Source organism: Neobacillus sp. D3-1R (assembly GCF_052180215.1).
Taxonomy (GTDB): Bacteria; Bacillota; Bacilli; order Bacillales; family Cytobacillaceae; genus Pseudoneobacillus.
In genome coordinates this window covers 3,796,525-3,808,990 of record NZ_CP197471.1, presented here as the reverse complement: position 1 = coordinate 3,808,990, position 12,466 = coordinate 3,796,525, and the positions used below count along the sequence as shown (strand labels likewise).

General features: G+C 40.2%; 12 protein-coding genes and 1 pseudogene. 11 read left to right on the top strand and 2 right to left on the bottom strand.

Going from position 1 to position 12,466, the window contains the following annotated elements; genetic code table 11:
• The first annotated feature begins 87 nt into the window (after window positions 1-87).
• Genes ACSBPO_RS19545 through ACSBPO_RS19535 form a run of 3 tightly spaced genes read left to right on the top strand, consistent with a single transcriptional unit; the run spans window position 88 to window position 1,950 of the window.
• Entirely contained in the window at window positions 88-405 is a 318-nt protein-coding gene (locus ACSBPO_RS19545; RefSeq protein WP_442596242.1) for a DUF4870 domain-containing protein, read from the top strand.
• Between the two features lie 39 nt (window positions 406-444).
• Window positions 445-1,551, top strand: coding sequence for a DUF4097 family beta strand repeat-containing protein (locus ACSBPO_RS19540; RefSeq protein WP_442596240.1), 1,107 nt, complete (start codon window positions 445-447; stop codon window positions 1,549-1,551).
• Window positions 1,552-1,590: 39 nt separating this feature from the next.
• Window positions 1,591-1,950: a phage holin family protein gene (locus ACSBPO_RS19535; RefSeq protein ID WP_442596238.1), complete on the top strand. Its 360-nt coding sequence runs from the start codon at window positions 1,591-1,593 to the stop codon at window positions 1,948-1,950.
• A 110-nt stretch (window positions 1,951-2,060) separates the two neighbouring features.
• Here ACSBPO_RS19535 and ACSBPO_RS19530 read toward each other — a convergent pair whose 3' ends face one another.
• Window positions 2,061-2,792 (bottom strand): N-acetylmuramoyl-L-alanine amidase, encoded by a 732-nt coding sequence (locus ACSBPO_RS19530; RefSeq protein ID WP_442596236.1) that lies wholly within the window; start codon window positions 2,790-2,792, stop codon window positions 2,061-2,063.
• Between the two features lie 211 nt (window positions 2,793-3,003).
• Between ACSBPO_RS19530 and nagA the strand changes: the two genes are divergently transcribed.
• From nagA to ACSBPO_RS19515, 3 genes are read left to right on the top strand one after another with little or no spacing between them, the layout of a single operon-like run.
• Complete coding sequence (nagA, locus tag ACSBPO_RS19525) at window positions 3,004-4,200, top strand: N-acetylglucosamine-6-phosphate deacetylase (RefSeq protein ID WP_442596234.1); 1,197 nt, start codon at window positions 3,004-3,006, stop codon at window positions 4,198-4,200.
• Window positions 4,197-4,952 carry a glucosamine-6-phosphate deaminase gene (gene nagB, locus ACSBPO_RS19520; protein ID WP_442596232.1) on the top strand — a complete coding sequence of 252 codons (756 nt, stop codon included), beginning with the start codon at window positions 4,197-4,199 and terminating at the stop codon, window positions 4,950-4,952. The genes nagA and nagB overlap by 4 nt, the downstream gene beginning before the upstream one ends.
• Window positions 4,949-5,671: a GntR family transcriptional regulator gene (locus ACSBPO_RS19515; RefSeq protein ID WP_442596230.1), complete on the top strand. Its 723-nt coding sequence runs from the start codon at window positions 4,949-4,951 to the stop codon at window positions 5,669-5,671. Before nagB ends, ACSBPO_RS19515 begins: the two co-directional genes overlap by 4 nt.
• Before the next feature lie 390 nt (window positions 5,672-6,061).
• On the opposite strand, the pseudogene ACSBPO_RS19510 reads toward ACSBPO_RS19515, so the two are convergent.
• Window positions 6,062-7,546: pseudogene (locus tag ACSBPO_RS19510) on the bottom strand (glycoside hydrolase family 10 protein); the annotation flags it as partial.
• Window positions 7,547-7,927: 381 nt separating this feature from the next.
• Between ACSBPO_RS19510 and ACSBPO_RS19505 the strand changes: the two are divergent.
• The 5 genes from ACSBPO_RS19505 (at window position 7,928) to ACSBPO_RS19485 (ending at window position 12,313) form a co-directional block, all read left to right on the top strand.
• The gene (locus ACSBPO_RS19505) at window positions 7,928-8,782 is read left to right on the top strand and encodes a MurR/RpiR family transcriptional regulator (protein ID WP_442596229.1); all 855 of its coding nucleotides are present in this window, start codon (window positions 7,928-7,930) and stop codon (window positions 8,780-8,782) included.
• 42 nt (window positions 8,783-8,824) lie between these two features.
• Window positions 8,825-9,133, top strand: a complete 309-nt coding sequence (locus ACSBPO_RS19500) for a PTS sugar transporter subunit IIB (RefSeq protein ID WP_442596227.1) — start codon at window positions 8,825-8,827, stop codon at window positions 9,131-9,133.
• A gap of 92 nt (window positions 9,134-9,225) precedes the next feature.
• Entirely contained in the window at window positions 9,226-10,521 is a 1,296-nt protein-coding gene (locus tag ACSBPO_RS19495) for a PTS sugar transporter subunit IIC (protein ID WP_442596225.1), read from the top strand.
• A gap of 182 nt (window positions 10,522-10,703) precedes the next feature.
• Complete coding sequence (locus tag ACSBPO_RS19490) at window positions 10,704-10,985, top strand: hypothetical protein (protein WP_442596223.1); 282 nt, start codon at window positions 10,704-10,706, stop codon at window positions 10,983-10,985.
• Window positions 10,986-10,996: 11 nt separating this feature from the next.
• Window positions 10,997-12,313 carry a 6-phospho-beta-glucosidase gene (locus ACSBPO_RS19485; protein WP_442596221.1) on the top strand — a complete coding sequence of 439 codons (1,317 nt, stop codon included), beginning with the start codon at window positions 10,997-10,999 and terminating at the stop codon, window positions 12,311-12,313.
• The last annotated feature ends 153 nt before the right edge of the window (window positions 12,314-12,466 follow it).

The window sequence follows — 12,466 nt, the reverse complement described above, 5'->3', positions numbered from 1 at the left end:
ACCAAAGGCTAGCTCTTTTTTTTACGTTCAACATGAAACTTTCTAAAAAATCACTCGTAAATATACGAAGAAGGAGTGATCAACCAGATGGAAACGAATAAAGTGTTATCGGCCTTAAGTTATTTTAGTGTTTTGTTTGCGGGCTTTCTTTTTCCGCTTGTTGTTTATTTTGTTACTGAAGATCAACGGGTCAAGTATCATGCGAAAAAGGCGTTACTCTCGCATTTAATTCCATTAATACCTGTACCATTTATTTTTATAGGAATATTTTTAGACATCAATAGTAGCGGAGAAATGGAATTTCCGGCTATTTCCTTTTTAGCTATGATCATAAGCATCATCTTAAGTTTGATCGTGTTAATTTGGAACATTATTAAAGGCGTAAAAGTTCTGAGAAACGAATAACATAGAATAGTAACCTATTCGGGAGTCAGGAGGATGGCTATGAATAAAGAGAGAGAACGAATTTTAAAACTAGTAGAGGAAGGGAAACTTTCTGTTCAAGAGGCACTTACATTATTGGAAGGTTTAGATAAGGAAAAGGTCACGGTCGAGCAGGAAAAACAAGATTCAGAGATTACCTCGAAAGCAAAAGTAGAAGATCATGAGAAGAAGGACGAAACGTATTATAAATTTCAATCGACGAAAGAAAAGATTTTTGATTTTGTCGACACGGCTTTTAAAAAATTAAAGGAAATCGATATCGACTTAAATATCGGTAAGTCGATTGAAATGGCTCATATTTTTCAACAGGCCAACGCCGAGTTTCGCGATGTCGATATTCATGTAGCGAACGGCTCCGTCCAACTGATTCCATGGGACCAATCTGATGTCCGTGTTGAATGTCAGGCAAAAATCTATCGTGTAGAATCTTTAGAGGAAGCGAGAACCACCTTCCTGCAGGGAGTTATTTTTAACATTGAAAATAATCGTTTAAACTTTCAAACCCATCATAAGTGGATGAAGGTAGATGCGAAGGTATACATTCCATTTGCCGATTATGATAAGGTTCGCGTACGCTTGTACAATGGCCCAATCTCAACGGAAGATATGAGAGTGAAAGACTTGAAGGTGGATACCGCAAATGGAAAGGTATCACTCGAAAATATCCAAAGCCAAAAGGTCAAAGCCGAAACGGCGAATGGAAAAATTAAAGTGAAGAAAAGCAATATCGAAGAGTTCGAGGCAGAAACGATTAATGGGGCGATTAAGTATGAAGGTGGCCTGTTAAGAGGGAATCTGCACACGTTTAACGGAAATATTTCTTGTACACTAACCAGTCCAGTCTGTGAGACATTAACGATGAAGGCGACCACTGGTCATATCGAGCTAGCTGTTCCAAGTGAGATGGCGGTGTCCGGTGAGTTGAAATCCAATCTGGGGAATTTTGATGTTAAGCTGGATGGGATCCAAGTGGTTGAGGAAAAAAATGAAGTAGTCCAAAAATGGCTTCGTTTTAAACCAGTTGCCGAGACTGACAGAGTGCTACACGTGCAATCTGATGCAAAAGCAGGTACGATTAGAATAAAACCATTAGAAACAGTGAAATAATTTTAATGTAGGAAAAAAATAAGGAGGTTTGTGAAGCTTATGCGGTGGCTGGTCAGTATATTAATCAATGCGATTTTGTTTATCGCGTTAGCAGGATTTTTTGATGAATCATTCCAAGTTTCGAGCTTTGGGGCCGCCGTGACCGCAAGCTTTATCTTATCCATCTTAAACATCCTTGTGAAACCATTATTAATTTTATTAACTCTTCCATTTACGATTTTAACATTAGGATTATTTCTATTCGTCATTAATGCCATGACACTGTTGCTGACAGACGGAATCATGGGAAGCGCCTTTGAAATCTCCGGATTTGGCATGGCGATATTTGTAGCCATCGTGATGGCCATCGCCAACACCATCATTCAAAAAACGGTATTAGACGATAAAAAGAAATCATAAAAAAGCGGGTGAGCCAGCATCTATGAAAAGATGCGGCTCATCCGCTTTTTTAATCCAGCTCCAGTAGGAAAAGATAATTTTCCCTGACCAAGAAACTTCCGCTTTTTACTTTACTTCCCCTCAAAATCGATAAATGCCGTATATCCATCTGATTCTAAGGCGCGGACCAATTCTTCCGCGTTATCCCTATTGGAAAAAGCACCGACTTGAACCTTGTATAGCCCCTTTGATGCGGATGGAGTTGGTGGTTTTGGTTTGGCTGGAGTATTCGTTGAGGTAGAGGATGTTTTTTCTTTTACTAGTTTAAATTGCTCCACAAGTCCTTTGACAATGGCACTCGCGCATTTACGGCGGTAATCCTCGGATCGAATCAATTTGATTTCCTCAGGGTTCGTATAAAAACCTAATTCGCAAAGAATGGCATCCATTTTCGTTTCCCGTAATACGTGAAAATCGGCTGTTTTCACACCACGGTTTTTTAAACCTGTAGTTAAAATTAAGTTTCGCTGCACTTTTTGAGCAAGAGCATAAGCAAGCGGTGGCTTGGTCACATAAACATAGGTTTCAATTCCACTTGCACTATTCCAAGTGGATCCGTAAGCATTTGCATGGATCGAAACAAAGATATCAGCATTAATCCTATTGGCATAATCAGTGCGGGCTTCAAGTGGGACATCTCGATCATCGGAGTGAGTAAAGTAGACGGTGACACCTTGATAGGTATTCAGTAAATCACGGGCGTAATTGGCAACAGCTCGAGTAAATTCATATTCTCGTAACCCATCTGGACTTCTTTTTCCAGGAGTATTATAACCATGACCAGCATCTAAGACAATTTTCATTTTCTCTCTCCTTTCTAGACATAGGTTATTGCCTCATTATTATCATATGTTCTAAGTTAAAAAAAGGACATGGACATTTCGTATGGAAAATAGTGGGTTAATGGTCTTAGAAAATATTCTTTTACATATTCATACTATATAGTGGTCTAGACAACTATACTTCTATTTTAATAAGATGGAAGTAAAAATGATGGTAAAAAGGGGAATCGATATGAATTCCAAAAAAAAATTAATCATGAATATCAATGTTTACGCTGAAACAGGGGTTATTCCGAATGGCTATGTCCTCTTTGATGAAAACAACATTGTTGAAGTGGGAGAAACTCCATCAGTCATTGAAATGGGTGAGGTAGAGGTCTTTTCCTTTCCAGAACAGTACGCTTTAGTTCCTGGGTTTATCGATCTTCATATTCACGGAGCAGGTGGAGCGGATACGATGGATGCCACACAGGAAGCTTTAAGTACAATGGCTGCCATTTTACCAAAAGAAGGAACAACAAGCTTTTTAGCGACGACCATGACAACCGCTGTAGACGATATTGAAAAAGCATTAGGAAACGTCGCCAATTATATAAGTAGCTCGAATCCACTAGGAAAAGCAGAGGTTCTTGGCATACATCTTGAAGGCCCATTTATCTCTCCTAAAAGAGTAGGGGCACAGCATCCTCAATATATATTAGAGCCAAACATCGACTTATTTAAAAAGTGGCAAGTTATCGCGAACCAACTAATTAAGTTGGTTACCTTGTCCCCTGAATGTCATGGGGGTATGGAGCTAACTTCATTTTTAAAAGAAACAGGTGTTGTCGCCTCGATTGGTCATTCGGATGCTACCTATTCAGAGGTGAAAGAAGCGATACAAGCGGGAGTTTCGCATGCCACACACTTATACAATCAAATGCGCGAGCTGCATCATCGCGAACCAGGGGTTATTGGTGCGGTTTTGATGAACGATGAAATAAAGAGTGAAATCATTGTCGATGGCGTCCACAGTCGGCCCGAGATGGTACGCTTTGCTTTTAAAAATAAAGGCAGTCAAGGTCTTATTTTAATAACGGATGCGATGCGAGCCAAATGTTTAGGTGAGGGAATCTATGATTTAGGCGGCCAAGAGGTCACCGTGACTTCCGAAAAAGCAACGCTTAAGGACGGAACCCTGGCTGGAAGTATTTTAAAATTAAAGGATGCCTGCCAGAACATGATGAAATTTACTGGTTGTACCCTACAGGAAATCGTTCAGATGGCAAGTGAAAATCCAGCAAAGCAGCTTGGGATTTTCGATCGAAAAGGAAGCATTAAACCGGAAAAAGATGCAGATTTAGTGGTGTTGGATGAAAAGGGAGAGGTTAAGCTAACCTTTTGCAGAGGTGTCCTGGCTTATCACAACCAAGAGGAGGAATCGAAATGAAACTTGTCGTGGTCAAAAATGATCAAGAAATGAGTCAAACAGCAGCAAGATTCATTATGGAGCAAGTGAAACGTCATCCGCATTCCGTTCTTGGATTAGCAACCGGAGGGACAGTGGTGGGAACGTATGCTCAATTAATCGATTTATGCAAACTAGAAAAGCAATCGTTCCAACATGTCCGCACCGTCAATTTGGATGAATATGTGGGCTTAAGTTCAGAAAACCTTAACAGTTACCATTATTTTATGAGAGATCATCTTTTTGACCATATTGACATTCCAGTTGAAAATTACCACCTTCCTAATGGTCTCGCTAAAATTCCAGCTAACGAGTGTGAACGGTATGAACAGCTTATCGAGTCATTGGGCGGAATTGATTTACAATTATTAGGAATCGGACGAAACGGCCATATTGGCTTTAATGAGCCTGGTACCTCTTTTTTATCAAGAACGCATGTAGTACGGCTAACGGAATCCACGAGACAAGCGAATGCAAGATATTTTCCTAGTCTTGAAGAAGTTCCGACCGAAGCGATAACAATGGGTATCGCGACGATCATGAATAGTAAAAAAATCCTTTTACTCGTATCTGGGAAACACAAAGCGAACATCCTTCAGCAATTGTTTTATGGACCATTGGATGAACGCATTCCAGCCTCTATTTTAAAAACACATCCCCATGTGACCATTATTGCGGATGAAGAGGCGGTATCGTTATTGGATAGGAACGACCTGGAGGTAAACATGACATGATCAATAAAGAATTACCGATACCGATTTATTTTCAACTTGAGCAAGGGATAAAGGAACTTATTGAAAAACAAGAATTAAAACCCGGGGAGCTTATTCCCTCTGAACGTGAATTTTCAGAAACGTATCAAATAAGCCGCATGACCGTACGCCAAGCGATTACCAATTTAGTCAATGAAGGGATATTAGTTCGGGAACGCGGAAAGGGGACCTTTGTTGCTTTTCGAAAAATTGAGCAAAGATTAAAAGGATTAACGAGCTTTACCGAAAATATGAAGGCAAGAGGAATGCAGCCGAGCACCAAAGTACTTGATTTTTTTGTTAGAGGGGCCGACTCGCAAGTCAGTCACTTACTAGAAGTGGAAGAAGGGGCACTAGTTTATGAGATCATAAGAGTTCGCTATGCTGACGGCACTCCGATTGCATTAGAAAGCTTATATATGCCGAAAGCCTTAGTTCCTGATTTAATGATGGATCAGGCAGAAGAATCTATCTATGAATACGTGGGAAATCAATTGAATTTGGAAATTAGCAGGGGGATCCAGGAACTAGAGGCTTCGATTTCTACAAAAGAGGAAGCGGGTATCCTAGGAATAAAAGAAGGTGCACCAGTCTTACGAATCCAAAGAATTGGATACCTTGCAGATGGAACCGCCCTCGAACTAGCCCAGTCTGTTTACCGTGGTGATCTTTATAAGTATACGATTGAGCTGGAGAGGTAAATTTGAGTGATGGAGAAGTTGGCTTTTCTAGATATTGGTAGATGAAGGACAATACACTTTGAAAATGGAGACGAAATGTCCTTCATAAGACCGATGAAGGACAAAACACGGAAGGAATAGGATGAAAGTGTCCTTCATCTGGATGAATGTGGAAAATGAAGGACAAAACTAATCAAGAATGAAGGCGAAATGTCCTTCATAAGGCTCATGAAGGACAAAATGCAGCGGAAATAGGGTGAAAGTGTCCTTCATCTGGATGAATGTGGAAACCAAGGGGAATACACTTAAAAAGTGGGCGAAAATGTCCTCCATAATCACTGAAGCTAATCCCTCAAAAAAAGAAATGCCACCCAAGCGGCATTTCTAAACATCTAGCACTCTATAAAATTCTTATTTCACCTTCACGGTTATTTCTTGTGTCGGTAAGCTTTCGTTGTGAAGTCTGTCCAGAGCGGTAATCACATAAGTATAGGTTTTTCCAGGGTCTGCCGATTCATCCTTGAATTGTTGGGTATGCCCCGTTTTACGAACTGTAGTTAGCAGATTTCTAGAATCTTCTATATCTCCTTTTTTGTCACCATCAAAGCGATAAATAGCGTAATACGCGGTATCATCGCTATCATTTAATGTATGGTCCTCAATGCTTATCAAATTTCCATCCTTTTCTCGCTCAACATCACGCAGCTTTGGTCTCTTTGGTGCCTCATTGTCTAGCCATGGCATCGTTGGTACTAAGGCTGGATATTTATAAATATCATTCTTCAATTTATCCTTGATGCCCAGTGGATTACGATTCAAATCTTTAAGGCTAAAATGAGTGCTACCCATGACGTCTTGATATTGATGATTCAACGCAATTTGTCTTGGATACTCATCTGGATCAGACCATTCTGGCACAAAGTTATTATTAATTTTATAAGCAGCTTGCCCAATATAAAGGTGAATCGGTTTATTATGAACTTCCCTTGTCCACCAATCGAGGAGAATATCGTAGGCTGCCGGTTGGAAACCGATATTCCAGTAGATTTGTGGAGTAATATAGTCTAGGTATTCATTTTGAATCCATTCTCTTGTATCCGCATATAGATCATCATAATTCGTTTGCCCAGCGGTAGTAGCAGAACCAGAAGGATCTACAGCATTATTACGCCAAACGCCAAATGGACTAATGCCAAATTTCACATAAGGCTTTTCCTGCTTAATCGCGATATTGATGTCACGCACAAGCTGGTTAACATTATCCCTGCGCCAATCTCCAATATTCAAAAACTTGTCCGCCCCGTATTTTTCATACGTGTCTTGGTCAGGAAATTCCTTACCAGGTACCCGATAAGGATAAAAATAATCATCCATATGGACAGCATCAATGTCATAGTTTTTCACGACCTCTAAAATCCCATCTACGATAAATTGCTTTGCTTCTGGAATCCCAGGATTATAATAGAGCTTCCCACCATAAGCAACCACCCAATCTGGATGTTTTCGAGCAGGATGATCCGCAACTAGTTTATTTAAATTCGTATGATTCATGGTAATTCGGTATGGGTTAAACCAGGCATGGAATTCGAGATTACGCTTATGGGCTTCATCCACCATAAATTGCAGCGGATCATAACCAGGGTCTTTTCCTTGAACGCCTGTTAAGTATTCGGACCAGGGCCCGTACTCTGATGGATAAAAAGCATCAGCGGTCGGCTTCACTTGGACAACCACCGAATTCATGCCCATTTCTTTTACATCATCTAGTAATTTCACAAACTCTTGCTTTTGTACTTCTGGGGTTAATCCTTTTTTGGATGGCCAATCGATATTGGTGACCGTGGCAATCCATACCGAACGCATTTCCCTTTTTTGATAGGTTGTTTGTACTTCGGCTTTTGCTTTTACTGAGGGTTGAAGAGCAGAGGTGACTAACAGCAGCATGGATAAAAATACTAAACTCATGTTTCTAAATAGCTTCATTTACATTCCTCCCGCTAATTTTAAAAAGGAAGCTCCTTTTCGTGGAAAAAGATACCATGGGAAATGAAAGCATGTATATATTACGATTTTACTATTTTTTAGAAAATTCAAATTAATTAATATTTTGTAATAGCTTTATAGGTTAAACCTGCAAAGGCAATTAGTACTTCATAGGCACTCCTATTAATTTGGAGCGTAATTTTAACTTTTGTACAAAAATATTGAAATTTTACTCCAACACATCTTATAATTAAAACAAGAAATGAAAGCCCTTTCAAAAGTAGGAGTTATCATATGGAGAATTTTTCAATCATCAAATTAATTGAGCTACAAATGGAGAACTACAGCCCTTCTGAAAAAAAGGTTGCTGAATTTGTTTTGGCCTATCCGAATGATGTCTTGAACATGACGACGAAGCAGCTGGCCGAAGCTTGTGAAAGCAGTGAAGGAACGATTATTCGCTTTTGTCAAAAAGCAGGTATTAATAGTTTTAAAGGTCTTAAGCTTGAAATTGCGAAAGTCATTCGTTTATCCGAACCTCAAACAAGTGTCGATACGTTATTGAGCTTTGAGGACGATACCGCAACCGTTTTAGAAAAAGTCATGCGAAAAAACATCAGTGCCCTCACCAATACGAGTAAATTAGTTCAGCTTGAGCAAATCGATGCAGCCGTTCAGGCGATCGATGAGGCAGATCGTGTTTATGTTTATGGAGCTGGCGGTTCAGCTGTTGTCGCAATGGATGCAGAGTACAAGTTTTTAAGAATCAATGTCCCTACATTTTTATCGTTAGACCATCATGTTCAAATGATGATGATGGCCAATATTACGAAAAATGATGTTTTGTTTGTGGTCACGACTTCTGGAAAAACAAAAGAAGTGATTGACCTTTTAAATGTGGCGAAAGAAAAAGGAGCGAAAACCATCTGTCTCACCCAGCATGGTAAATCGCCGGCCCAAAGATTGTCGGATATCGTTCTGACTATCTCAGAAGAGGAACAGAATATTCGAATTGGAACGATGAGTGCGAGAATTGCCCAACTAGCGATCATTGATACGCTTTTTATCCGTTTATGTATTCGTAAAGGGTTAAAGGTGTACGAGCGCATTATTGATACCCATCAAATTGTGCAGAAGATGAAACGCTAGCGGGATTCTATAAAACTATCAAAAAGGAGGGAAGGAAATTTAATGAAAATATTATTTGTTTGTTCCGGTGGTATGTCTAGTGCCATTGTCGTGAAAGCGTTAAAAAATGAAGCGCAAAAGCAGGGCATTGATATGGAGGTATTAGCCATCGGAACAAGTGAAGTGGAAGATGAAATTCACAAGGGCTGGGATGTAGTCATGGTTGCTCCACAAGTGAGGCACCGTTTTGACAAAATAAAAGCATTTGCTGAGGAAGCTTCGGTTCCATGTGATGCCATTCCACCGCAAGCTTATACTCCTCTAGGTGGCCCAGCATTATTGAAAAAGGTAAGGGAAGTTGTCGGGAAATAGGAAGGTTCTAGCGTCATATAAACTGTTTTTGCAATCATTTTCGTGTTTTTTAACCTAGGCTCATAGAGCAAGAGGACAAAGGGGGTAAAAAGATGGATCGTTTTATCGCATTTTTAGAAAAGAATTTATCCGGTCCTATGGCAAGGCTTTCCGAACAAAGGCACTTGCAAGCGATTCGTGATGGGGTTATTTCCGCATTACCTTTTATTATCGTAGGAAGCTTCTTCCTCATTTTAGCTTTCCCGCCTGTACCGAAAGATTGGGGATTTGCAGTTTGGGCTAGTGAAAACATCGCCAATATCTTGATTCCTTATCGATTAACGATGTTTATTATGTCGCTCTATATAGCCTTTGGGATAGGGTACAATCTCGCCAGGAGCTATAAGATTGACCCATTGTCAGGTGCACAAATCTCCGTTGCTGCATTCCTTTTAACACTTGTACCGAAGGCGATCGAAGGGGAAGGTTTTATGCTCCCGATGGCCAACCTTGGCGGACATGGTTTATTCGTAGCCATGCTTGTATCCATACTATCCGTAGAAATTCTTCGTTTCTGTAAAACGAAAAACCTTACTTTTAAGATGCCTGACCAAGTACCGGCGTCCGTGTCCCGTTCATTTGAAGCACTTATTCCTGTTGCTATTGTGGTTGTGTTGATGACACTGATTACGGTTGTATTCAAGATTGATTTACATTATTTAGTAGACAAAGCCGTCGGCCCAATCGTAAAAGCTGGCGATAGTTTACCGGGTGTGTTAATTCCAGTATTTTTAATTACCTTCTTCTGGTCGTTTGGTATTCACGGAGTTTCTGTTGTTGGTACGGTTGCTCGACCAGTTTGGGAAGTTTATCTTGCGAAAAATGCAGAAGCAGTCGCAGCTGGTACATCTATACCTCATATTGCTCCAGAAACCTTCTATCAATGGTTCATTTGGATTGGTGGATCTGGTGCCACTTTAGGTCTCGTATTAGCGATGCTATTCTTCTCTAAATCTAAATATTTAAAGAATCTAGCAAAAACGTGTCTTATTCCGGGAATTTTTAATATCAATGAACCGGTTGTCTTCGGGGTACCGATTGTATTAAATCCAATCATGATCATTCCGTTTGTTATTACTCCTCTTGTAACGGCTACTATTTCTTATGTAGTAACCGCAATTGGATTAGTAACACCAACCTATGTTATGGCACCATGGACATTGCCTGCACCAATCGGCGCCTACCTGGCAACTGGAGGAGACTTCAAAGCTGTCATCCTAGTACTCGTCAACATCGCCATCTCCTTCTTTATCTATCTACCATTCTTCAAAATGTACGACAAAAAAATGCTTCAAATGGAAAGCGCTGATACAGAAGTAACCACCAGCAACAACACTTTTTCGGTGTAAAGCGTAAAGGTGACAGGCACGAAGGAAGTTTTGGTTTTTAAACTTCTGCCTGAATTTTGTCGAAAACAACCACCAAGTCTTAAACCCACTATACGAATTTAAATAGTTTTTTATCCAAAAGTGGGGATCATCGTTTGAGCTGATTCCCACTTTTGTTATTACATTTTGGCAGGTGATTTAGGATGGAATTCAAAATTAAGCGGATTGGTTTTAAAAGTGTGTTTACGTTTTTACTGATTGTTTGTTTGACGAATGTGGTGTTGACCAGCCCATTAACAATGCTGGGATTATCAACCGATGCAAGCCTATTTATTTGCACGAGCTTTTCGGCCGCCATTGCCATAACGGTGTGTGCCTTTTATGTTGAAAAACTATTAAAAAGCAAGAAACAAATGATCACCTGTTTCCTTCTATCTTTAGCGGCTTGTTCGATCGGTACGTATTTCCTCATCTTTTTTAACTAGGCGGTGCCAAAATGAATGAGCAAGGCATCAAAATTGTAACGATAGGTGGGGGCTCGAGTTATACCCCTGAGCTTGTGGAAGGATTTATTAAAAGATATGAAGAATTACCTGTTCGAGAGCTTTGGTTAGTGGATATTGAAGCAGGCAAAGAAAAGCTCGAGATTGTCGGGCAATTAGCCAAGCGGATGGTTAAAAAGGCGAATCTTCCCATTCAAATCCATTTAACCTTAAATCGTAGAGAAGCACTGAAAAATGCTGATTTTGTCACCACGCAAATGCGAGTCGGTTTATTAGAGGCACGAATCAAAGATGAACGAATTCCTTTGCAGCATGGAATCATTGGTCAGGAAACAAATGGGGCTGGTGGGCTTTTTAAAGGGTTACGAACGATTCCTGTTCTACTGGAAATTGCCGAAGAAATGCAGGAGCTATGTCCGGAAGCGTGGCTGATTAATTTTACAAACCCCGCGGGAATGGTAACGGAAGCGTTACTAAGATATAGCTCACACCAAAAGGTTGTCGGTGTTTGCAACCTTCCGATTCATATGAAAAAAAGTATAGCTAGGTTATTGGATGTAGCCGAAGAAAGAGTCATGATCGATTTTGCCGGGTTAAATCATCTTGTATATGGACTGAATGTGTACGTTGATGGAAAAATCGTCACCGCTCAAGTTATTGAATTACTAACGAACCCAGCAAACCATCTCTCGATGAAAAATATCACTCCGCTGCCATGGCAGCCGGACTTTTTAAAATCACTAGGGATCCTTTTATGTCCTTATCATCGCTATTATTATAAAACGAAGGAAATTCTCGAAGAAGAGCTCGAAGACTTTTTAAGCGGAAAGACACGGGCAGAGGTAGTCAAACGATTAGAAGAGGAGCTTTTTCAGCTTTATCAGGATCCAAACTTATCGATCAAACCGCCGCAATTAGAAAAACGAGGCGGTGCGTATTACAGCGATGCCGCCTGTAATCTGATTTCTTCTATTTATAATGATAAAAAGGATATTCAAACGTTAAATGTACAAAACAAGGGGGCAATCGCGGGGATTCCTTATGAATCTGCGGTTGAAGTCAATTGTCTCGTGACCAAAAACGGCCCTAAGCCAATATCCGTTGGCGAACTTCCAGTAGAGGTCAACGGTCTCGTTCAACAAATCAAATCATTTGAACGGGTTGCGGCAGAAGCGGCCGTGACAGGCTCCTATGAAAAAGCATTATTGGCGCTCACTATAAATCCTCTTGTCCCGAGCGATGAAGTAGCCAAGCAGGTGCTCGATGAAATGTTACAAGCTCATCGAGAATATCTGCCTCAATTTTTCTAAAAAGCTGTTATCGTATAGATTGTGGTCTTCGTAAAAATCCCTAAAGCCGGATTTTTACATGCTCTCTTAATAAGTGCTCAGCTCTTTTCTTCATTTTCTTAAGAGTTTATCAACCTATATTGTGAAATGCCTATTTATTAGTTACAAAAAGCA